This is a genomic window from Streptomyces sp. BV286 (assembly GCF_019090165.1).
GTDB lineage: Bacteria > Actinomycetota > Actinomycetes > Streptomycetales > Streptomycetaceae > Streptomyces.
Genome location: NZ_JAHRIB010000212.1, coordinates 226,718 through 247,915, shown reverse-complemented (window position 1 = coordinate 247,915; position 21,198 = coordinate 226,718). Strand labels below are relative to the sequence as shown.

Here is a 21,198-nt window from a genome sequence, read left to right as displayed (position 1 = left end):
ACCCGAGAGCCCCCGGGCCCCAAGCTCACTCCTGAGGAACGAGATGCCCCACCGCTTCGGAAACAAGGTCAGACCCGTACCCGAACCGCTCGCCGAGCGCCACACACCGGTCGTACTGCTCGACGCCGAGCCACTCCGAAACCGAGTGCAGGACCCGCAGCAGCAGCCGGTACCCGAGACCGGGGTCGACCTGGACGACGACCTGCTCCAGCACTCCGGCGTGCCCGTCCGGCAACAGGTGCTCGGCGTCCCGCAGTTCACGCAGGACCGCGTCGGCCAAGTCGTCCCGTACGGGCGGCAGGACGGCGGTGTGGGCGGGAGCGACCTCCCGGAGCCGGGCGGCGCACGCGTCGGAGACCTGCCGGAGCCAGTCCCTTCCGCCGGTCCCGAAGCGGTCGGGGTTCACGTTCGCCGTGGCCGCCCAGAGCGCGGTGACGGTGTCGGTGGACAGCGGGGACCGCAGCAGCCGGACGGTGTCCTCCCACAGGACGAGCGCCTGGACTCCCGGGGTGCGATAGTCGTCGGCCTCGATGGTCGCCCGGAGGAGTTCGGCCTGCGGAGTGCTCCGCTCCCACACCGGGTCGAACTGCCTGGCGAGTTCGGAGAACCCGAAGTCGGCCTCGAAGTGGCAGCGGGCGACGCGCAGGGGCCGCCACACGATGGTGAGCCCGTCGTGGACGACACCCATGTGGTAGCCGAAGGGCTCGCCGAGGTCGAAGAACCGGTGGAAGCGCTCCTCCGGGACCGGCACGGAGGCGGTCTTCAGCGCCCGCAGGAAGAGCCGGAACCCGAGATCGAGGTCGGCGCGGATGACGACCTCTTCGAGTGCCGGCACCAGTCCGGGCGCGGTGAGTTCTCCGGCGGAGGACCGGATTTCCGTCAGGATCGCGTCCCGTACGGCGTCGTCCGCGACGGGAAGGCGCCAGAACGGCCAGGAGGCGGCCGGTTTCCGGCCGACCATCGACCGGGGCGGATGCGCCGCGCAGGTCGCGTCGATCCGCCCCAGCCAGTCCCGCACGCCGATCCCGTGGGCCTCCGGGTCCCAGGCGCTCCCCGTGGCAGCCAGCCACACCACGCGGAGCGCCTCGTCCGGCAACGGCGACTCCAGGAGCCTTCGCAGGTCCGCGCGGAGTTCCTCGGCGTATCCCCAGTCGTCGTGGAACATGTCGAACCCGAGTGCGCGGCGCTCGTCCTCGCCGAGCCGCAGGATCCCCGACATGTCGAGGGCCGTCTCCTCCTCGTACGCGACGATCTTCGCCGTGACGAGGGCGAGTGCCGCCTCCTCGCTGCCGGGCGCCGCCCCGTCGGCGAAGCTCTCGGTCAGACCGCTGAGTCCGAGATCTCCGTCGTACATCTCGAAGTACGGGTCGCGCCGTTCCTGCACGTTCCAGCCCTCTCCAAAGGTCCCGGTCCTTCCCTACCGTGCGCGCGGTCGCTCAGGCGGCCCAGGGCCAGTCGGCGTCCCGAGCCGCCTCCAGCAGCGGCACCATCCGGAAGGCCGCGTCCGAGAGGCCCCCGAACGTGTGCCGGTTCCCCGAGCCCGAGGGGGCGTGGCCCGCCCGGTACCCGGCGAGGTTCCAGGTGTAGACCGGCACGTGCGCCGGAACCTGCTCGGTCGGGTCACCGTAGTGGCTGTACGTGGCCTGCTCGTCCGTGACGATCAGTACGCGGTCGTGCTTGCGGTAGTGCTTGCGCACCGCCTCACTCGTGTTGGTGCCGCCGAGGTCGCCGAAGCGCCCCAGCGTCTTCAGCACCGAGTCGCCCTTGCGGATCTTCACGGCCTTGCTGCCGGTGCCGAACTCCACGAGGTCGGCGTCCGCCGCCCGCAGCGCGAGCGCCGTCCCGAAGATCGCCGCCGCGTCGGCCCGGTTGAGCTCGGAGCGGTCGGACAGCCGCGAGTAGAACATCGACCCGGACCGGTCGACGAGGACCAGCGTCCGCCCGCCGAGGGCCGGCACGTTGGCCAGCGAGTGGCCGAGCGCCTGCTCCAGCGGGTACGACCAGCGCAGCGACGGCGCGTGCTGGTACGCGGCGAGGTAGCGGAACGGGAACTGCCGCGAGCGCGCCACCTCCGCCGGGTCGCTGATCTTCGCGGCGACCTCGGCCGCGACCTCGTCCGAGACTCCCGCCTCGTCGAAGTTGCGCAGGTTCCGGACGAGCGCCATGGCGCCCATGGACGGGATCACGGCCTCCCAGGCCGCGGCGTCCATCGGCCCCTGGAGCCAGCCTGCCAGCGACTCCCACGTCATCCCGGCCTCGGCGAGGCGCGCGGCGCCGCCCTCGGACGTCACCACCGCTCGCCGCTCCGCCACCGGCACCGCCATCAGCTCGCGGTGTGCGGTGAGCACCCGGTCGGACGCGGGCGGCACGGCGGTGTCCGGGTTGTGCCGGCGGTCGAGGGCGTACCGGAACAGGTCGCCCTGCCACGGCTTGTCCGGGTCCGGCGCCGCGTGCACGAGGTTGAGGATGTCGCCGAAGCGGTAGCCCTTGGACGCGGTGTCGTACTTCAGCAGCGACTTGCCGCCGTAGAGCCGGCGGACGGCGTCGGCGACACCGCGCTTCACGGGCTTGGGCACCGCGCGGCCGTACCGCGCGGTCCAGTACGCGAGCAGCTCGCCGGGCTCGTCGGGGCGCCGCAGCACGGAGGCGACGACCTGCCGGTTCGCCGGGCCGTCGGTGGCGCCCGCGTCGAGGCGCGCCTTGACGTACTCGGCGGCGCCCACGATCGACGCGGTCCGCATGTTGCCCTCGCCGCGCAGCCAGTCGAGCAGGGCGGCCGTCCAGGACGGGTCCGCGACGGCGAGCTGCCGTACGAGCGCGGCGAACCGGTCGTCGCGCGCGTCGCCGTCCTCGTAGAAGGTCTTCTGCGCGACGAAGTTGGCGATCGACAGCAGGAAGAGCTCGGAGCGTGTGTCCCGCTCCTGGCCCCGGCCGCCCTCGTAGGTGCGCAGGACGCGGCCGGTCGAGGTGACACGCGAAGTGCCCTGGGCCTTCGCCGCCTTGGTGTTGAATCGCGCCATGGTGAATTCCCCCGAATTCATTGGTGTTTCGGAGGGAGGCGCAGCAAATGGAGCGTGCCCGAGATCAGGATTCGGCGACGGACCTAATCGGATGCTCTACCGGATTGAGCTACACCGGCCCAAAGCCGATGACGGGATTCGAACCCGCAACCCTCTGATCCCTGAAGTAACCGCTGCCTGCGCACCGGGCACACACCATGTGCTGCGCCTCCCGAGATCAAGTCGGCCGCGGCGGGGATTCTTTGAGAGAGAAGTAGCCGCGGCCTTCGCACCGGGAGGTGCATGAAGTTGTGGTGTCCAGAGTTCAAGGCCGGCGGAACCGACGTAGGTGCTCTGACCCCTGAGCTACACCGGCGCGTGGTACCGGTGACGGGACTCGAACCCGCGGCCGCCCCATTAGCAGTGGAAGTAGGTCCTGCCTTCGCACCTGGACGTTGTTCACTCTAGGAGGCGTACCGCGGTTCGGGCGAGCGATTTAATTCCCGCTGTGGGACACGTATTTCAGCCGCGCTTCTGACGCTTCCACGGCCCCTTGACGGCCACCATGATGCCCGGCTCCTGAATGTTGGCGTACAGGGTGCGTCCGTCGGGCGAGAAGGTGACTCCGGTGAACTCGCTGAACTCGGGCTCGGCCTCGGTGCCGATGTTCAGGTCGTTGCGGGCGATGGGATAGGTGCGGCCGCTGTCGGTCGCGCCGAAGAGGTGGGAGACGCCCTCGCCGTCCTCCGCGATGACGAGGCCGCCGTACGGGGAGACGGTGATGTTGTCGGGACCGTCGAAGGCACCGTCCTTGGACGGGTCGGGGTTGACCCCCAGCAGCACCTTCAGGGTCAGCGTGCGGCGCTTGGGGTCGTAGAACCAGACCTGGCCGTCGTGCTGGACGGGGCTCTCCTCGCGGGCGTAGGAGGAGACGAGGTAGGCGCCGCCGTCGCCCCACCACATGCCTTCGAGCTTGCGGGCGCGGGTGACCTCGCCGGGGCCGAACTGCTCGCGCACGGCGGTCTTTTGGCCGTCGCGGTCGGGTACGTCGACCCAGTCGACCCCGTACACCGTGCCGATCCTCGTGGCGCGGGACAGGTCGTCGACGTAACGGCCGCCGGAGTCGTAGCACTTGGGTGCCTGGAGCACGCCCGCGTTGTCGGCGAGGGTACGGAACCTGCCGCGGCCGTGGGTGAAGCCCTTCGGCGGGACCCAGCGGAAGAACAGGCCGTTGGGCTCGGAGTCGTCCTCGGTGAGGTAGGCGTGGCCGCGCTTGGGGTCGATGACGACGGCCTCGTGGTCGTACCGGCCGAAGAACTTCAGGGGCTTGGGGTTCCGGTTGGCCCGGCGGTCGCAGGGGTCGACCTCGAAGACGTAACCGTGGTCCTTGGTCATGCCGTTCTCGCCGGCCCGGTCGGAGTTCTCCTCGCAGGTGAGCCAGGTGCCCCACGGGGTGCTGCCGCCCGCGCAGTTGGTGGAGGTGCCGGCGATGCCGACCCACTCGGCGACCGCGCCGCCGGGACGCACCTCGACGACGGTGCAGCCGCCGGACGCGGCCGGGTCGTAGACGAGGCCCTCGGTCAGCGGGACCGGGTACTTCCAGTTGGCGCGCGGGCCCTTCAGCTCGTGGTTGTTGACGAGGAGGGTCGTGCCGCGCGGGCCGTCGAACGCGGCCGTGCCGTCGTGGTTGGAGGGGGTGAACTCGCCCGACTCCAGCCTGGTCGTGCCGCTGTGGGTGATGACGCGGTACGAGAATCCGGCGGGCAGCGCGAGGATGCCCTTCGGGTCGGGCAGGAGCGGTCCGTAGCCGACGGCTCCGCCGTGCCGGTCGGCGTCGTCGCCCGCGGTCTCGGTGTCCGTGGACGCGAGGGCGCCGGGCGCGGTGGCGAGGGTGCCGACGCTGCCGACCAGGGCGACACCGGCACCGGTGATCGCGGATCGTCTGGCGAAGTCCCTGCGGGTGAGCGACATGCTGTCTCCTGTGACGGTGGAGTGTGACCGTGGCGAGGGGTGACGCGCGCAGGGTGGCGGACCCGGCTGTCGGCCACACGGTCCCGCCCGTGGCTGAACACCGGTTGAACGCCGTCCGACGGCCCGGGCCCCCCTTGCGTGAACGCGGCTCGATCCGCCCGTCCGGGCCGACGACACCCCATACGGCCCAACACTCCTCGCATCCGAACTGTTGGGCGGAATAATCTCGGTACCAACGACCCGCACGACCCATGGGAGGCGAGCCGAAGTGGACGCACGTCAGGCACGCCGGCTCCATGAGGAGCGGCTGATGGCACTGGCCAACGTGAGCGGGGTCGGTACCGGCCGCGACGAGGACTCCGGCGAGGACGTCATCGTCGTGTTCGTCACCCGCAAGGTGGCCCGCGACCACCTCAGCCCGCAGGACGTGGTCCCGGACGAGCTCGAAGGAGTCCCGGTACGGGTCCTCGCCATGGGCGACCCGGAGCCCTCGGACGAGCCCTGACCCCTGTCGTCCGGTGTGTTCCCGGGGATGCTGCTCGCGGTCGCCCCGCTCCCCCTTCTACCCCCCTTGCTGCGACCGCGCCTTGAACGCGGCCTTGCGGGCCTCCTTGGCGACCTTCTTGTCGGGGTGCAGCCGTCCCATGGCCTCCAGCACGTCCGGTGTGGCGGGGTGGTCCACCCGCCAGGCCGCCGCGAAGAAGCTGCCGTGCTGGGCCGCGAGCCCCTCGACGAGCGCCTGCAGCTCCTCCGAGTTGCCCTCCGCGGCCAGCTGCGCCGCGATCGTGTCGACCGTCAGCCAGAAGACCATCTCCTCGGACGGCGCGGGCACGTCCGGTACGCCCCGCTCGGCGAGCCAGACCCGGGCGAGCCCACCCAGCTCGGCATCGTCGAGCACCTCGCGCAGCGCGGGCGAGGCCTCCGTGCCGACCAGGGACAGGGCCTGCTGGCAGCGCAGCCGGCGCAGCGGCGCCCCCGCGTCGGCGCCCCGGGCCGCGGTGAGCAACTCCCGTGCGGCCGCGAGGGGTTCACGCCGTGCGAGCCACTGCTCGGTCTCCGCCTGTGCGGCCGTCGGAGGGAACGTGGAGGTGCTGTCGAGGAGCACGTCGGCCCCCTTGTCCGCGAGGTCGCCCACCGCGGGCGCCGCGAACCCGGCCTCCAGGAGCCGCGCCCTGATGCCGTACATCCCGAGCGGGGTGAGCCGCACCATCCCGTACCGGGAGACGTCCGTGTCGTCCACGGGCTCGGCGGGCTCCTCGTCGATGTCGGCCATGAGTGCCTCGTCGACGGGCTGGAAGTCGACGAGGCCGACCGGCTCCAGGAGCCGGAACTGGTCGTCGAGGCGCATCATCGCGTCCGACACCTGCTCCAGGACGTCGTTGGTGGGTTCCCCCATGTCGTCCGGCACGATCATCGACGCGGCGAGGGCGGGCAGCGGTACCTGGCCGTCACCGGGCGCGTCCTCGCCGGCGGTCAGCAGATAGAGGTTGCCGAGCACCCCGTCGAGGAACTCGGCCTCCGCCTCGGGATCCCAGTCCAGTGCGGAGAAGTCGATCTCGCCGCCCTCGTCCACGGCCTCCATGAGGTCGTCGAGGTCGGGCACGCTCGCGTCGGCCAGCACCGTCTCCAGGGCGCCGAGCCACAGGCCCAGCACGTCCTGCGGCGCACCCGACAGGACGGCACCCAGGTCGGCGCCGGCGGTGACCGTGCCCTCCTCCTCGTCCACGACCGCGACGAGCCCGGTGTCCACGGCCACCCGCCAGGCCTCGCTCGCACAGGCCGCGGCGTCCTCGCCGTCGAGCGCCAGTTCCGCGGCGGCGGCCGGCAGCAGTTCCTCGACGAGTTCGCCACCGGCACCGACCCGGGTGTCCGGGCCGGCCCAGCGGGCGAGCCGCACGGCACGGGAGAGAAGCGGTGTGGCAAGCGCGTCCCGTGCGAGCTCCGCTTCGGAGTGCAGACGCACCGGCGGCAGGGGGGAGCTGTCTGACATCGGCTGGTTCTCCTAGGACGAACAGTCGGACGTGCATCTCGGCGTCCGTCTCGGACGCACATTTCCGACGGCCGTCACGGACGAACCTGACGTCCACGGGGTCCGCGAGCCACGAAACGCGCGAGGTCCGCGGGCCGTCCGGAGAACGCTCATGAGCCGCCCCGGAAATGCAGCCCTCAGCCTAGACGGATTTGGACCCATGCCGCCCGGTTCATGAACCTGTCAGAAGTGTTAACCCCGGAAACCTTGACAAGTGCCGTGGCCAGACACGAGATTGACGCGCGTAGAAACTCACGGGTAGCAACTCCGTGCCCTGCTTCTACGCGCGTCACCGACCGCCCCACCGGTCGCGGCTCCCCACGGCTTCGCGTTCGTCCTGTCGCACCGCTCCACCCTCATCCGTCGAATGTTCCGCCCTCGTCCCGGCGCCCACGCACGTCCCCGGAGGGATTTCGTTGCCGAGCAAGTCTTCCGCGCGCATAGCCGCGCTCACCGTCGCAGCCGTCTGTTCCACGGTTTCCTCGGTGGTTCTCATCTCGCCCGCTCACGCGGATGCCGTCGCCGTCCACGACATCCAGGGCTCCACCCGGACGTCCCCGCTCGCGGGCCAGCAGGTCACGGACGTGGCCGGCATCGTCACGGGGGTACGGACCTACGGTTCGTCCCGCGGCTTCTGGATCCAGGGTCCGTCCGCGGACGCCGACCCGGCCACCAGTGAGGGCGTCTTCGTCTTCACGAGCTCCACGCCGAAGGTCGCGGTCGGCGACTCGGTGACCGTCTCGGGCACGGTCACGGAGTTCGTGCCGGGCGGCGCAGCCTCCGGCAACCAGTCGGTCACCGAGATCGTCCGGCCGACGGTGACGGTGGTGTCGAGCGGCAACGCGCTGCCGAAGGCCACGGTCATCGACAGCCGTTCCGTCCCCTCCGTGTACGCGCCCGAGGGCGACGCCGCGGCGAGCGGTTCGGTGGGCAACCTGACACTGCGGCCCAAGAAGTACGCCCTCGACCGCTACGAGTCCCTGGAGGGCATGAACGTCGCGATCGGCTCCTCGCGCGTGGTCACCGCGACCGACCCCTTCTCCGAGCTGTGGGTGACGGTCAAGCCGCACGAGAACCCGAACCGCCGCGGCGGCACCGTCTACGGCGCCTACTCCGAGCAGAACACCGGCCGGCTGCAGATCCAGTCGCTGATCCCGAGCGCCACCGAGCCGTTCCCGACGGCGAACGTCGGTGACACGCTGAAGGGCACCACCGAGGGCCCGCTCGACTACACCCAGTTCGGCGGCTATACGCTGACCGCCCGCACCCTGGGCACGGTGAAGTCCGGCGGCCTGGAGCGTGAGACGACGCGCAAGCAGTCGCGTTCGGAGCTCGCGGTGGCGACGTACAACGTCGAGAACCTCGACCCGACGGACGGCACGTTCGCCGAGCACGCGGCCGCGATCGTGGACCACCTCCAGGCCCCCGACATCGTGTCCCTGGAGGAGATCCAGGACAACAACGGCGCGAAGAACGACGGTACGGTCGCCGCCGACCAGACGATGCAGAAGCTGGTCGACGCGATCGTCGCCGCGGGCGGTCCTGCGTACGAGTGGCGTTCCATCGACCCGGTGAACCTCGCGGACGGCGGTGAGCCGGGCGGCAACATCCGTCAGGCGTTCCTCTACAACCCGGCACGTGTCTCCTTCGTGGACCGCGCGGGCGGCGACGCCTCGACCGCCGTGGGCGTCACGAAGGTGCAGGGCAAGGCGCGGCTGACGGTCTCCCCGGGGCGTATCGACCCGGCGAACGCCGCGTGGACGAACAGCCGCAAGCCGCTCGCGGGCGAGTTCTCCTTCCGCGGCGAGCCGGTCTTCGTGATCGCGAACCACTTCGCGTCGAAGGGCGGCGACCAGGCCCTGCACTCGCAGTTCCAGCCGCCGGCGCGCAGCTCGGAGACCCAGCGCCACCTCCAGGCGACCGCGGTGAACGCGTTCGTCAAGGACATCCTGGCGAAGCAGAAGAACGCGGACGTCGTCACGCTCGGCGACATCAACGACTTCGAGTTCTCGCAGACGACGAAGCTCCTGGAGGACGACGGCGTCCTGTGGTCGGCCGTCAAGTCCCTGCCGAAGAGCGAGCGTTACAGCTACGACTACCAGGGCAACAGCCAGGTCCTGGACCAGATCCTGATCAGCCCGTCGATCCGCAAGGACTGCGACTTCAGTTACGACAGCGTGCACATCAACTCGGAGTTCTCCGACCAGATCAGCGACCACGACCCGCAGGTGCTGCGCTTCCGCCCGTAGCCGCTGCGGTCCCGTAGCCGCTGCGGTCCCGTAGCCGCTGCGGTCCCGCCGGAGGTTCTCCGGCCGTACGCCACCGAGCCCGGCCCCGATGTCAGGGGGGCCGGGCTCGGTCGTTGCGCCCTTCGGGAAGGGGAAGGGCTCAGGCTTTGAAGGCGTGGTCGAGCCAGCCCTGCCAGGCGGTCTCGTTCCGCTCGGCGTCGGCGTCCGGTGCGAAGTCGTGGACGCTGATGCCGACCGGCGCACCCCAGTGGTTGCGCCCGAAGAAGCGGATGAGGGCGTCGTCGGTCCGCAGCCCGATGAAGTACGGGTCGCGGTAGTCGAGCACGGCGTCGAACTGCTGCCCGTCGGGGCCCTGGACCCGTACGCGTGCTCCCGCGGCGGTGTCGTCCGCGAGGCCGAGCGCCCGGCCGACGACGGTGAAGGCGCCGGACGCCTTGGACGCGTCGGGTCCGTCGAACGTGGCGAAGGCGGCCGGCCGGGCCGCGAAGCCCGTCAGGTACTCGCGAAGGGTGTGCAAGTAGAAGTCCGTGTGCTTGGCGGCGCCGTCGTACTGGTTGTCCCAGTCGTCGACGAAGATGCCGCTGTGCACGTACCGCACCCAGGCGCGCCGGCCGCCGTCACGGGACTCGACGGTGTAGTCGAGCTGGTTGACGGTCTGCTCGGAGATTCCCTCGACGTCCTCGACACGGTTGGTGTAGCGGTGCGGCGGGTCCCAGGTGACGACCTCGGACCCGAAGGGCCCCTTGCCACCCACGCGCGGCTCCGGCGGATCGAGCGGCCACAGCCAGCCGCCGGTACCGCTGGTGAAGGCGTCCCACACCTGGTCGGGCGTGGCATCGACCTCGAACTCGCGGGCGATCTCGAATTCCTTGGACATGGTGGGCTCCTGCGCGTGAACTAGGCGTGTGGATCGGTGAGTTCGGACACGGCCGAGGGCGTCTCGGGTGGGCGTGTCCCGGGCGAGGGCGGCCCGACCGGGCGCTCCCCCGCTTTGACCGTGGGGTGGACGGCGACGACGATGCGGTGGTCCCGGCCGCCCTCGGCGTCGCCGGCGTCGTACTTGCGGATCAGGGCGCCGACGCCGGCCGTGAGTTCCTGGATGAACGCGGCACGGTCGGCGGCCGACGCGAAGCGCACCTCGCCGTCCAGCGCGTAGGTGGCGAGCCGCTTGTGGGCCTTGGCCGCCCCGGTGATCAGCGAGCCGACGTCCCGTACGAGCCGGGCGCCGAGCGCGAGCAGCCAGCGGGCGGAGAGCTGGTCGCGGAAACGGTCCGGGTCGGGCTGCACGGCGGCGAGCGCGAGCGGTGAGATGACGTACGACGCGGCGGTGGCCCGCATCAGCCGCTCGGTGACATTGCCCTTGCGGCGCTCGCCCGCCAGCTCGACCAGTCCGTGCCGCTCCAGCTCCTTCAGGTGGTAGTTCACCTTCTGTCTGGGCAGACCGACCTTGCCGGCGAGCATGGCGGCCGACGCGGGGCCGCCCGTCAGCTCGGCAAGGAGCCTGGCCCTTATGGGGTCCAGCGAGACGACAGCTGCCGCCGGGTCCTCGATCACCGTCACGTCCAACATGACTCCACCGTCTCACCGAAAACTTTTCTTGTCCAGGAAATTTTGATTGTCGGTGGAGGGGATGGCCGTGACCGTGGCCGGTGCGGGGCTGGGGCTTTCGAGCAGGGCAGGTACGTACTGCCACCGGACGGTCGGCGGTCAACGGTCGGCAGTCAGGGGTCGGTGGCAAGCGGTCAGCGGCCGGGTTCGTACGTGAGCTGTTTGACCTGGCGCAGGATGAGGGCGGTCTCGACGGCCCCGACGCCGTCGAGACCCGCGATCTTCTCGCTCAGGTACGTGTACAACGCGCCGCTGTCGCGGCAGACGACCGAGGCGACGATGTTGGCCTGACCGGTGGTGGCCGCGGCGAAGCCGATCTCGGGGTGCCCCGCGAGAGCGTTCCCGACCTCGGCGAGGGCCGAAGGGGCCACGGTCAGCCAGAGCATGGCCCCGGTGCCGTGTCCCAGGGGTTCACTGTCGTGCTGTACGTCGAAGTAGAGCACTCCGCAGGAGCGCAGCCGGTCCAGGCGCCGCTTGACCCCGGACTCCTTCTGCCCGGTGGCCGCCTGGAGTTCGGTGAGCGGGGTCCGACCGTCGCGCCTCAGGACGGCGAGCAGCGCCTCGTCGTCCGCGTCCAGGACGACGGGCGTGGTGGCCGCCTCGACGGGCGGCGGTCTCAGGGCGGCCTCCTCGGCGGCGTCGAGGGCGTGGACCTTGTTGAGCCAGCCGAGCGGGCCGCCGTAGAAGAAGTGCAGCAGGCAGTGCGCGGTGACCGAGACGACGTGCGGGGTGCGCGGCAACCGGTCGAGGAGCAGTTCGTCGCGTTCCTGCCGTGAGCGCGGCCGCATCGCGCACAGCACCTCGGTACCGCCCGAGACCAGGTCGACGTACGACGTGTCGGGACGCCGGGCCAGCGCGGTCGCCAGGTGTTCCGCCACGTCCGGGGTGCAGCGCAGCCGGACGATCCAGTTCTGTCTGCCGAGCCGGCTCTCGTCGGTCATGCCGAGCACGCGCAGGCCCGCCGTGGTGCGCAGCCGCCGGAAGCGCCGCGCGACGGTCTGGTCCGAGACCCCGAGGACCTCCGCGATCCGGCTGAACGGCGCACGGCCGTCGACCTGGAGCGCCTGCAGCAGCTTCAGGTCGAGCGGGTCGAGTGCGCGGGACTCCACCGGACCGCCTCTGCTCTCGGAAGGATTCGTAGCGGAATGCAGCGGATGCCCACCGGAGCGGCGCACCGGGGACCGGGGGCCGGGCACCGGGGACCCGCGGCACGGACTGCGGACTGCGGACTGCGGACTGCGGAAGATCATCGTACCGAGTGGGGGTGCCTGCGCACGGGGAGCGAGGTCGCCCCGTGCGGAGCCGGAACGAGCAGGGAGGCCCGGGCCCAGGAGTGTGTTCCTGGGCCCGGGCCTCGCACCGGCGCCCTTCCCGTCCCCACGGAGGGCGCCCGGTAAGACGCCGGATCGCCGCCGTTGGTTCATCCGTCCCGGCGGTCGAGTTCCGGGTGGTGTTCCCCGGCTCCCTGGCGCCGGGGCGCCCCGTGCACGGCCGTGGGCGGGTTCGTGAGCGCGGGGCGTCCGCCCGTGGCGCCGGAGCCGGCCACCTGCGTCGTCGCCTGCCGCGGGCCGCGCAGCAGGACGGCGGCGACCGCCGCGGCGAGCAGTGTCAGGATCGCGGACACGATCAGGCACAGGTGGAGGCCGTCGAGGAAGGCCTCGGACAGCGCGCCCAGGGCACGCCCCTGAGCCGGGCCCAGGTCCATACGGGCGACCGCGCCCAGTCCGCCCCCGTCCACCGCCGAGACGACGCTCTGCCGCTGGGAGTCCGTCAGGCCCGCGTCGGCGAGGTGACCGGGCAGGGAGCCGGTGGCCCGGCCGGTGAGCAGGGCGCCCAGGACGGCCGGGCCCAGCGCGCCGCCGACCTGCCGGAAGGCGTTGTTCCCGGCAGCCGCCATGCCGGCCAGGTGGTGCGGCACGGACCCCACCGCGGTGGCGGTCATGGGAGTGATGACCAGGCCCATGCCGAGGCCCAGCAGAGCCAGCCGCCAGACCAGCGAGACGTACGAGGTGCCGGCGTCGATCGTGGTGAGGGACAACAGCGCGCCCGCGCTGACGAGCAGACCGCCGGTGATCAGGGCGCGTGCCGACACCCGGTGCATGAGGCGGCCGACCGGCGCCCCGACGAGGATGGCCATGAGGCTGACGACCACGAGCCGGGCACCGGCCTCCAGGGTGCTGAGCTGCTGCACCATGCCGAAGTAGAGGCTGAGCGCGAAGAAGAACCCGATCAGCCCCAGGAAGCTGATCATGGCGATCAGGGTCGTGGCGCTGAAGGCCGCGCTGCGGAACAGCTTCAGGTCCAGCATCGGGCTGTCACTGCGCCGTTCCACGAGCACGAAGGCGACGCCGCTGACGACGGCCGTGAACAGGGCCGTCATCACCTTCTCGTCCGAGAAGGAGCCGGCTCCACCCTCGATGACCCCGTAGACCAGGGCGGTGATCGCCAGCGCGGCGGTGAGCTGGCCGGGCCAGTCCAGCCTGCGCGAGCCCGCGGCGCGGGAGTCGGTCAGCGACCGGGCCGAGAAGGCCATGGCGACGAGTGCGACGGGGACGGCCGGCAGGTAGATCCAGCGCCAGGCGAAGTGTTCGAGGACGAGGCCGGCGATGATCGGGCCGAGGGCGAGGGCCGACAGCAGGGACGTCGCCCACAGGCCGATGAACTTTCCGCGTTCCCGCGGGTCGGGTACGGCGTGGCTGATCAGGGCCAGGGTCGTGGGCAGCAGCGCGGCCGCGCCCAGACCGGCCAGTGCCTGGCCGAGCCACAGGACCCCGATCGACTGGGCGGACAGGGCGACCGCGGCGCCGACGGCGCAGAAGGCCAGGCCCGCCTGGAAGACCTTCTTGCGGCCGTGGACGTCTCCGACGACCCCGGCGGTGAGGATGAGGGCGGCCATGGGCAGGACGAACGCGTCGGACACCCAGGACAGTTGGGCGGTCGACGCGTGCATCGCCCGCTGGATGGCCGGCAGGCTCACCGAGACGGTGGTCACCGGCAGATAGGCGACGAACACGCCTACGCAGGCCATGACGAGCGTGGCTGCCCGTCGTTCCTGCGAGACGCTCGCCGCGGTTGTGACGTTCACGGAACTCTCCCTTGCGGCGTCCCCGCCGCGGTCGGCTGTTTCCGCGCCCACTTTCGGTCGCGCCGCCGAAGGAGGGACAGCCACGGCCGCGGAATCCCGGGAATCCGACATGGAGACCCCCCTCACGCCGGATTTCCGAGACCCTCGCCGGCGCATCGGCGTCGAGGGCAGTGCGGAGGCGGCCGGCCGGGGATCACCCGGGGACGAGACCGAGGGCGTAGGTGTAGCGGCTGACCGTGGACCGCTTCAGCCCGGGATACGTCTGCACGCGCTCCCACAGCGGCGTATGCGATCCCACGCCCTCGCCCGGCGCGCCCAACGCGTCGAGGTGTGCCTCGGCGCTCTCCCACTCGGCGTAGTTGAGGACCTTCGTGCCGTCGGTGCTCAGATGGAAGTGGGCGGAGATGCCGCCGGGGTGCGGGTCGGGCTCGCTCTCCAGGGCCTCGAACACCGCGTCCACCCAGGCCCGTTGCCGCTCGGGATCCGCCCCTTCGAACTCGATCTCGACGATCACGACGCAGCCGGGCACCCGCTTCTCCCCCGGCCGGACACCACTGCGGTACCTGCGGTACCGGTCGAGTGCCACCCTCTCGATGCCGGGCACGGCCACGTCGATCTCGTCCACCCGCTCCTGCCGGTGGACCTTCACGAACGCCTCGTAGTCCTGCTCGCTCCTCCACTGCGACTGGTGCAGCAGGGTCGTGCCGTCCTCCCCGGCGTGGACGTAGTACCCGAGCAGCCCCTCGGCCGGCCATGGGCGGCTCTCCCAGGTGGCGGCGATCGCCTCCAGCGTCGCCCGCTGCCGGTCGGGGGTCCCCACCCGCCAGGTGCTGAAGAACGGGGCGCCGACCTCGGGACGGGTGAGTTCGGGGTGCACATCGGTACGACGGGTCATCACAACCTCCGGTGATCGCTGCTCAACGTCTGCGGCACCCACCCTCCGACCTCGATCGGACTTGAGGTCAAGCCCGGCCGTCGCGCCGGAGGGTTCACCCCGGCCGGAGCGGCAACCCGCCCGGTCATGGAAGCGAACCGGTCCCTGACGGCGAAGGACAGCCCCGGCAAGCTGCCCGGACGCTCGTGGTGGGCCGTGGTGCGGCGCACGGTGAGGGAGTTCCAGGACGACGAACTCCCCGACCGCGCCGCCGCGTTGACGTACTACGGGGTCCTGTCGCTGTTCCCGGCGCTGCTGCTCCTGGTGTCCTTGCTTGGCGTGGTCGGCGACCGCGTCACCGACAGGCTGCTCGACAACGTCCAGCGGCTCGCCCCGGGTCCGGCCCGGGACATCCTGCGCGACGCGGTGGTCCAGCTCGGCGACAGCGGCGGCACCGGTGGCCTTCTCGCGGTCGTCGGCATCCTCGTGGCCGTCTGGTCCGCGTCCGGCTACGTGGCCGCGTTCATCCGTTCCTCGAACGCGGTCTTCGACCTCCCGGAGGGCCGTCCGGTCTGGAAGCTGACCCCGCTGCGGCTGGCCCTGACGGTCGTTCTGATGCTGATGCTCGCCGCGAGCGCGCTGATCGTGGTGTTCACCGGCCCGCTCGCCGAGCGCGCGGGCGCGGCCTTCGGGCTGGGCGACGCGGCGATCGCCACGTGGTCGGTCGTCAAGTGGCCCGTCCTGGTGCTGCTGGTCGTCCTCATGATCACGCTGCTGTTCTGGGCCGCCCCCAACGTCCGCGGCCGCGGCTTCGGCCGGATCAGCCCGGGCAGCCTCCTCGCCGCCGTCCTGTGGCTGCTGGCCTCGGCGGCGTTCGCGGTCTACGCCGCCAACGTCAGTCTCTACAACAAGACGTACGGGACGCTCGCGGGCGTCATCGTCTTCCTGGTGTGGCTCTGGCTCACCAACCTGGCGATCCTGCTCGGCCTGGAGTTCGACGCGGAGCTCGCCCGGGAGCGGGCGATCACGGACGGGATGCCGGCGACCGAGGAGCCGTACGTGGAGCCGAGGGACATCAGGAAGTGGCCCGCGCGACTTCGCGCCTCGTGGCTGCGGAGTCACCGTGGGGACGGCGAGATTGGGTAGGACGGCGAGGAGCGGCGAACCGGGCAGGACCACGGCGAGCGGCGGGGCCGAATCCCTCTGCCCCGCCGCTGCCCCGGAACCACCCGGTCGCCGCTCGCCGTGCTCCGCCCGGTCGATGACACCCGTGCCCGACCGGTGGTGCGCGCACCCGTCCGGTCAGCGACGGCCGGTGCGCCGCCGACGCAGCAGCCAGGCCGCCACGACCGCTCCCCCGGCGATCAGTACGGGCTTGCGGTACCTCAGCCCGGCCTGGACGACCGCGGTCGCGGCGTCGCGCACCGGCTGCGGCATGCGTTCCTGCACGACCTGCCCGGCCTCGACGGCCTTCCCCTGTACGACGTGACCCGCCTGCGCCGCCTTGCCCTGCACGACGTGGCCGGCCTCGGCGGCCTTCCCCTTCAGCTCGGCGCTCCGGGCCTTCGCACGAGCCCGTACGTCGACCTTCGCCGCCAACTCCTCGACCGTGACGCCGAGTTGCTCTCGGGTCGTCTCGATCCGGCGGCGCAGCTCCTCCGGCCCCTCGGCCGCGTCGGTGGGGCTGTCCGTGGCGCCGCCGGCCTGCACGGCATCGTTCCTGTCGTTCATCGGTGCGCCCTTTCCTTGATCTCGTCGACGTCGGCCCGCACGCTGTCCATCGCCTGCTCGGGCAACGGCGGGGTGGCGCGGCTGAATTGCGCGCGGCCGGTCTTCGCCAGCACCCCCGCGACCACGAAGAGCAGGACTGTGACGATCAGTGCCGCCGCCCACACGGGCAGCACCAGGGAGAGTGCGGCGGCGCCGGTCGCCGACAGGGCCATCAGCCCCACGTAGGCGACGGCGCCGGCCGCGCCGAGCAGCCCGCCGCCGCGCCCCGCGCGCCGCCCCTTCTCCGTCAGTTCCTCCTTCGCGAGCTGTATTTCCTGCCGTACGAGCTCGGAAAGCTGTTCCGTGGCCTGCCCGACGAGTTCACCCACCGAGTGCTGCTCCTCCGGCCGCCGGTCCGTGGTCCCGGTCATGGCGTCCTGCCTCCTTTCGTCCGGGGCCGCCCGGGTACCCTGCCGGGCCGCCGCTACCCCTTCCCCGAGCCGGGATCACCGAGGCGGGACAGCACCGGGCCGGCCGTCCCGGAAACCGGTCACCGGCCGCCGCACCCGGCGTGGTGGCCCGAACCGGACCGGGTGCCCAGAGCGCCCCAGGAGACACACTCCGTAGCCTTCCTTACGGATAGCGCGTAGGAGAATTAAGTGGAGCTTCCAGGTCGGCGGGCCGAGACTGCTTGCATGACCACGACCACACCTCCCCGTCCTCGTCCCTTCGGCCGCGCGCTCTGCGCGATGGTCACGCCCTTCACCGCCGAAGGGCTGCTCGACCTGGACGGCGCGCAGCGGCTCGCCGAGCGGCTGGTCTCCGAGGGCTGCGACGGACTGGTGCTGTCCGGGACGACCGGGGAGTCGCCGACCACCACGGACGCCGAGAAGTCCGCGCTCGTACGGGCGGTGGCCGAGGCCGTCGGCGACCGTGCCGCGATCGTCGCCGGCGTCGGGACCGCCGACACCCGTCACTCCGTCGAGCTCGCGCTCGACGCCGAGAAGGCGGGCGCGCACGGCCTGTTGGCGGTCACGCCGTACTACAGCAAGCCCCCGCAGGACGCCGTCGAGGCGCACTTCCTGACCCTCGCGGACGCCTCCGGGCTACCGCTCGCCCTGTACGACATCCCGGGCCGCACCGGCACCCGGATCGAGCCGGAGACCATGCTGCGGCTCGCGGAGCATCCGCGGATCGTGGCGGTGAAGGACTGCGCGTACGACCTGCTCGGCACCCAGAAGGTGCTGGCCCGCACGGATCTCGCGTACTACGCGGGCTGTGACGAGTACGCGCTGGCCCTGTACGCGGTGGGCGCCGCCGGGTACGTCAGTACGGTGGCCAACGTCGTGCCGGGCCTGCTCCGGGGCGTCCTGGACGCGTTCGACGCGGGAGACACCGGGGGCGCCGCGCACCGCCAGCGACGGGCCGTCGCGCTCATCGAGGCGATGATGGCCTCGGGCCTGCCGGGCTCGGTCACCGCGAAGGCCCTGCTCAACTCCCTGGGTCTGCCCGCCGGTCCGGTGCGGGCACCGCTGCGGCCCGCCGGCCGGGAGGTGGTCGACGGGCTGCTGGCCGAGTACGAGCGGCTGGTGGCCTCCTGACCGGGCGGTCCCCGCCGACGGCTCGGCGGCCGCTCAGCGTGCGGCGAAGACCGGGTTCCAGCGCCCGGCCGCGCCGTCGTTCCCCTTGCGGAAGCCGCTCAGCGGGATGGTCTTGTCACTGCCGATCGTGACGAGCACGAGCCGGTTGTGGAACTCGTTCGAGCCGGGTGTGATGTCCCAGGCGATGAGCCGCCTGTTGTCGGCCCAGGCGAGCAGCTGCTGGCCGGGGATCTTGTGGAGCCGCTTGCCGGTGTAGGGGTCGTTGATCTCGGACGCGGTGGTCTTGATGCCGCCCGCGAAGTCGCCGGCGGCGAGCTTGCCGTCCGGGGAGAGGCGGGCGTCGACGGACCAGTGCAGGTACTTCTCCTTGGCCGGCGTGGCGACCTCGTTGCCCTCGAAGTCGTAGTACTGCACGTTGGGTTCCATGATGAGCCCCGAGTACACCAGCTTGGCGTCGGCGCTGAAGGCGAAGTCCTGGCGGGCGTTGAGGAACCCCCCGGGCATGTCGTCGTCGTTCTTGCGCACCGTGACCTTGCTCCAGGATCCCTTGCCGGAGTCGGCGTCGAGGACGTAGAAGCCGGTCCGGTACGACTTGCCCCACGGCGGTCCCCAGTCGTTCTTCTTGCCGTCCCCGTCGGCGTCGTTGGGAGCCAGCTCCTGCATGTCGGGGTTCTTGCTGTACGTCGTCGCGACGAGCTTGCTGCCGTCGGCCGAGAAGCTGACGCCCGCGACGGCGCGGTCCACGGTGATCCAGCGCTCGACCTCGCCGGTGAGCAGGTCGAGCAGCCCGATCCGCTTGGTGGGCAGCTTCTCCTCCAGTACGGCGGCGGTGCGCATGCCGGGAGCGACGTCGAGGACGGACCACTTCGCGCTCTTCACGTACTTGCCGGTCTTCTGGTCGAGGAGGTGGTAGGTGCGCCGGAAGACGCCCTGGTTGTCGCCCTCCTGGACGGTGCCGGTCGTGTAGTAGGCGGCCATCGCGGTGTCGCCGACCGCGATGAAGTCGCGCGGCGGTGTCTGGTCCGGGTGGGCGATGATGTCGCTCTGGTTCATCTGGGTGGCGAGCCGCGGCTCGTCCTTGCCGTCGTACAGGACCGGGACGGCCACTCCGACGGCGACCGCGACCACCGTGGCGACCGCGGCGCCGGCGATCGTACGGGTCCGGCGGCGGCGCCGGACGGCGAAGACCCGGCCCGCGAAGCCGGGCGGCGGGGTCATGGTTTCCGAGGCCTGCTCGTGCAGGGCGTCGCGGACGAGCTGATCCATGTTCACGGACGTACCTCCACTGGCGAGAAGTCGCGGGACGGGTTCTGTTCGGCGTCGGACAGGCCGAGGGCGGCCAGCTCCGGCGCGAGGGCGCGCAGCCGGGCGAGCGAGCGGTGCGTGGTGGACCGCACGGTCCCGACCGAGCAGCCGAGGATCCGGGCCACGTCGGCCTCCGGCAGGTCCTCGAAGTACCGCAGCACGAGCACGGTCCGCTGCCGGGCGGTGAGCCGCGCCAACGCTCCCCGCATCACGATCCGCAGCTCGGTGGCGGAGGAGGCGTCGGCGCCGCCCGTCGCCTCGGGCGGCTCGGCGACGGTCAGTTCCCGCCGCCGCCACTTCAGCCGCCACCGGCTCACCTGCTGCCGGTACAGGATCTGCCGTACGTACGCCTCCGGCTCGTCGATCCGATGCCACCGCCCGGCGGCCTTGATCAACGCGTTCTGCAACAGGTCCTCGGCCGCGTGCCGGTCCCCGCCGCTGAGCAGCACAGCTGTCTTCAGCAGCGCCGACGACCGGTTCTCCACGAACTCATGGAACCGCTCGTGCCCCTGGGCATCCATCGTCACCTTCTCTTCCCCGCGGGTTCGTCCCCCCGCTCCCACTCGTACTGACGCGCGGGGGTGCCTGCCGCTATGCCGCATGCGATGAGAAATTCTCACGGTCCGGTCGGCCGCGGTCGCGGCGCGCGGGCAGGCTGGTGCCCGCACAACGCCGAGCGCCCTCCCACAGCTGTGGGAGGGCGCTCGGTTCGAGCAGGTCGTGGCGGCTCAGTTGTGGCTGTGGAGCACCTCGTTGAGGCCGCCCCACACCGCGTTGTTCGGCCGCGCCTCCACCTTCCCGGTGACGGAGTTGCGGCGGAACAGGATGTGGGAGGCACCGGACAGCTCACGGGCCTTGACGATCTGGCCGTCGGGCATCGTGACGCGGGTCCCGGCGGTGACGTACAGCCCGGCCTCGACGACGCACTCGTCGCCGAGGGCGATGCCTACGCCCGCCTCCGCCCCGATCAGGCAGCGCTCTCCGATGGTGATGCGGACGTTGCCGCCGCCCGACAGCGTGCCCATGGTGGAGGCGCCGCCGCCGATGTCCGAGCCGTCACCGACCACGACACCGGCGGAGATGCGGCCCTCGACCATCGACGTGCCGAGCGTGCCGGCGTTGAAGTTCACGAAGCCCTCGTGCATGACCGTCGTGCCCTCGGCGAGGTGCGCGCCGAGACGGACCCGGTCGGCGTCGGCGATGCGGACGCCCTTCGGCGCCACGTAGTCGGTCATGCGCGGGAACTTGTCGATGGACGTCACGGCCAGGTGGAGGCCCTCGGCGCGGGCGTTCAGCCGGACCTTCTCCACGTCGTCCACCGCGACCGGGCCGAGCGAGGTCCAGGCGACGTTGGCGAGGTGGGCGAACAGGCCGTCGAGGCTCTGCCCGTGGGGCTTCACCAACCGGTGCGAGAGCAGGTGCAGGCGCAGGTAGGCGTCGTGCGCGTCGACCGGCTTCTCGTCGAGCGAGGCGATGACCGTACGGACCGCGACCACGTCGACGCCACGGCGGGCGTCCGGGCCGACCGCCTTCACGGCGCCGTCGCCGAGCAGCTCCACCGCGCGTTCGGCGGACAGGCGCTCGGAGCCGGAGGGACCGGGCTCGGCGACCAGTTCGGGAGCCGGGTACCAGGTGTCGAGGACAGTGCCGTCGGCGGCGAGCGTGGCGAGCCCGGCGGCGACGGCGCCGGTGGTGCGTGTAGCAGTCGTGTCGGTCATGAGGGAAACCTAACGGGCGCGGAGCCGTCCGGGCGAACTCGGGGACGGG

18 protein-coding genes are annotated in these 21,198 nt (G+C 71.5%); 4 read left to right on the top strand and 14 right to left on the bottom strand.

Going from position 1 to position 21,198, the window contains the following annotated elements:
- Positions 1-25: 25 nt before the first annotated feature.
- The 3 genes from KUF83_RS41685 to KUF83_RS41675 form a co-directional block, all read right to left on the bottom strand.
- On the bottom strand, positions 26-1,384 hold the full coding sequence (locus KUF83_RS41685) for a hypothetical protein (RefSeq protein WP_217460332.1): 1,359 nt from the start codon (positions 1,382-1,384) through the stop codon (positions 26-28).
- A gap of 52 nt (positions 1,385-1,436) precedes the next feature.
- Complete coding sequence (locus KUF83_RS41680; protein ID WP_217460331.1) at positions 1,437-3,020, bottom strand: TROVE domain-containing protein; 1,584 nt, start codon at positions 3,018-3,020, stop codon at positions 1,437-1,439.
- A 501-nt stretch (positions 3,021-3,521) separates the two neighbouring features.
- Positions 3,522-4,970: an alkaline phosphatase PhoX gene (locus KUF83_RS41675; RefSeq protein WP_217460330.1), complete on the bottom strand. Its 1,449-nt coding sequence runs from the start codon at positions 4,968-4,970 to the stop codon at positions 3,522-3,524.
- Between the two features lie 310 nt (positions 4,971-5,280).
- Between KUF83_RS41675 and KUF83_RS41670 the strand changes: the two genes are divergently transcribed.
- Entirely contained in the window at positions 5,281-5,475 is a 195-nt protein-coding gene (locus KUF83_RS41670; protein WP_217460329.1) for a hypothetical protein, read from the top strand.
- A 57-nt stretch (positions 5,476-5,532) separates the two neighbouring features.
- Here KUF83_RS41670 and KUF83_RS41665 read toward each other — a convergent pair whose 3' ends face one another.
- Complete coding sequence (locus tag KUF83_RS41665) at positions 5,533-6,960, bottom strand: hypothetical protein (protein WP_217460328.1); 1,428 nt, start codon at positions 6,958-6,960, stop codon at positions 5,533-5,535.
- A 455-nt stretch (positions 6,961-7,415) separates the two neighbouring features.
- Here KUF83_RS41665 and KUF83_RS41660 point away from each other — a divergent pair, with 455 nt between their 5' ends.
- Positions 7,416-9,248 (top strand): endonuclease/exonuclease/phosphatase family protein, encoded by a 1,833-nt coding sequence (locus KUF83_RS41660; RefSeq protein ID WP_217460327.1) that lies wholly within the window; start codon positions 7,416-7,418, stop codon positions 9,246-9,248.
- Positions 9,249-9,387: 139 nt separating this feature from the next.
- Here the strand turns inward: KUF83_RS41660 and KUF83_RS41655 are convergent, their stop codons facing one another.
- From KUF83_RS41655 to KUF83_RS41635, 5 genes are all read right to left on the bottom strand, one after another.
- Complete coding sequence (locus KUF83_RS41655) at positions 9,388-10,125, bottom strand: SRPBCC domain-containing protein (protein WP_217460326.1); 738 nt, start codon at positions 10,123-10,125, stop codon at positions 9,388-9,390.
- Between the two features lie 20 nt (positions 10,126-10,145).
- On the bottom strand, positions 10,146-10,817 hold the full coding sequence (locus tag KUF83_RS41650; RefSeq protein WP_217460325.1) for a helix-turn-helix domain-containing protein: 672 nt from the start codon (positions 10,815-10,817) through the stop codon (positions 10,146-10,148).
- Between the two features lie 173 nt (positions 10,818-10,990).
- Positions 10,991-11,965 (bottom strand): Lrp/AsnC family transcriptional regulator, encoded by a 975-nt coding sequence (locus tag KUF83_RS41645; protein WP_308403406.1) that lies wholly within the window; start codon positions 11,963-11,965, stop codon positions 10,991-10,993.
- A gap of 311 nt (positions 11,966-12,276) precedes the next feature.
- Entirely contained in the window at positions 12,277-13,941 is a 1,665-nt protein-coding gene (locus KUF83_RS41640; protein WP_308403405.1) for an MFS transporter, read from the bottom strand.
- Between the two features lie 193 nt (positions 13,942-14,134).
- Positions 14,135-14,836, bottom strand: a complete 702-nt coding sequence (locus KUF83_RS41635) for an antibiotic biosynthesis monooxygenase (protein ID WP_217460323.1) — start codon at positions 14,834-14,836, stop codon at positions 14,135-14,137.
- A gap of 126 nt (positions 14,837-14,962) precedes the next feature.
- Between KUF83_RS41635 and KUF83_RS41630 the strand changes: the two genes are divergently transcribed.
- Complete coding sequence (locus KUF83_RS41630; RefSeq protein WP_217460322.1) at positions 14,963-15,961, top strand: YihY/virulence factor BrkB family protein; 999 nt, start codon at positions 14,963-14,965, stop codon at positions 15,959-15,961.
- A gap of 156 nt (positions 15,962-16,117) precedes the next feature.
- Here the strand turns inward: KUF83_RS41630 and KUF83_RS41625 are convergent, their stop codons facing one another.
- On the bottom strand, positions 16,118-16,546 hold the full coding sequence (locus tag KUF83_RS41625; RefSeq protein WP_217460321.1) for a DUF3618 domain-containing protein: 429 nt from the start codon (positions 16,544-16,546) through the stop codon (positions 16,118-16,120).
- Entirely contained in the window at positions 16,543-16,956 is a 414-nt protein-coding gene (locus KUF83_RS41620) for a phage holin family protein (protein WP_217460320.1), read from the bottom strand. The genes KUF83_RS41625 and KUF83_RS41620 overlap by 4 nt, the downstream gene beginning before the upstream one ends.
- Positions 16,957-17,220: 264 nt before the next feature.
- Here KUF83_RS41620 and dapA point away from each other — a divergent pair, with 264 nt between their 5' ends.
- Entirely contained in the window at positions 17,221-18,126 is a 906-nt protein-coding gene (gene dapA / locus KUF83_RS41615) for a 4-hydroxy-tetrahydrodipicolinate synthase (RefSeq protein ID WP_217460319.1), read from the top strand.
- 33 nt (positions 18,127-18,159) lie between these two features.
- Here dapA and KUF83_RS41610 read toward each other — a convergent pair whose 3' ends face one another.
- The 3 genes from KUF83_RS41610 to dapD form a co-directional block, all read right to left on the bottom strand.
- Positions 18,160-19,398, bottom strand: a complete 1,239-nt coding sequence (locus KUF83_RS41610) for a WD40 repeat domain-containing protein (protein WP_217460318.1) — start codon at positions 19,396-19,398, stop codon at positions 18,160-18,162.
- Positions 19,395-19,952 (bottom strand): SigE family RNA polymerase sigma factor, encoded by a 558-nt coding sequence (locus KUF83_RS41605; RefSeq protein ID WP_217460358.1) that lies wholly within the window; start codon positions 19,950-19,952, stop codon positions 19,395-19,397. Before KUF83_RS41605 ends, KUF83_RS41610 begins: the two co-directional genes overlap by 4 nt.
- A gap of 207 nt (positions 19,953-20,159) precedes the next feature.
- The gene (gene dapD, locus KUF83_RS41600) at positions 20,160-21,149 is read right to left on the bottom strand and encodes a 2,3,4,5-tetrahydropyridine-2,6-dicarboxylate N-succinyltransferase (RefSeq protein WP_217460317.1); all 990 of its coding nucleotides are present in this window, start codon (positions 21,147-21,149) and stop codon (positions 20,160-20,162) included.
- Between the last annotated feature and the right edge of the window lie 49 nt (positions 21,150-21,198).

What these genes read in the sequence shown, in the direction of transcription:
- KUF83_RS41605 (WP_217460358.1), bottom strand. Translation starts at nt 19,952, where the DNA reads ATGGATGCCCAGGGGCACGAGCGGTTCCATGAGTTCGTGGAGAACCGG.
- KUF83_RS41625 (WP_217460321.1), bottom strand. Translation starts at nt 16,546, where the DNA reads ATGAACGACAGGAACGATGCCGTGCAGGCCGGCGGCGCCACGGACAGC.
- dapA (WP_217460319.1), top strand. Translation starts at nt 17,221, where the DNA reads ATGACCACGACCACACCTCCCCGTCCTCGTCCCTTCGGCCGCGCGCTC.
- KUF83_RS41680 (WP_217460331.1), bottom strand. Translation starts at nt 3,020, where the DNA reads ATGGCGCGATTCAACACCAAGGCGGCGAAGGCCCAGGGCACTTCGCGT.
- KUF83_RS41650 (WP_217460325.1), bottom strand. Translation starts at nt 10,817, where the DNA reads ATGTTGGACGTGACGGTGATCGAGGACCCGGCGGCAGCTGTCGTCTCG.
- KUF83_RS41655 (WP_217460326.1), bottom strand. Translation starts at nt 10,125, where the DNA reads ATGTCCAAGGAATTCGAGATCGCCCGCGAGTTCGAGGTCGATGCCACG.
- KUF83_RS41630 (WP_217460322.1), top strand. Translation starts at nt 14,963, where the DNA reads ATGGAAGCGAACCGGTCCCTGACGGCGAAGGACAGCCCCGGCAAGCTG.
- KUF83_RS41620 (WP_217460320.1), bottom strand. Translation starts at nt 16,956, where the DNA reads ATGACCGGGACCACGGACCGGCGGCCGGAGGAGCAGCACTCGGTGGGT.
- KUF83_RS41675 (WP_217460330.1), bottom strand. Translation starts at nt 4,970, where the DNA reads ATGTCGCTCACCCGCAGGGACTTCGCCAGACGATCCGCGATCACCGGT.
- KUF83_RS41635 (WP_217460323.1), bottom strand. Translation starts at nt 14,836, where the DNA reads ATGACCCGTCGTACCGATGTGCACCCCGAACTCACCCGTCCCGAGGTC.
- dapD (WP_217460317.1), bottom strand. Translation starts at nt 21,149, where the DNA reads ATGACCGACACGACTGCTACACGCACCACCGGCGCCGTCGCCGCCGGG.
- KUF83_RS41670 (WP_217460329.1), top strand. Translation starts at nt 5,281, where the DNA reads ATGGCACTGGCCAACGTGAGCGGGGTCGGTACCGGCCGCGACGAGGAC.
- KUF83_RS41665 (WP_217460328.1), bottom strand. Translation starts at nt 6,960, where the DNA reads ATGTCAGACAGCTCCCCCCTGCCGCCGGTGCGTCTGCACTCCGAAGCG.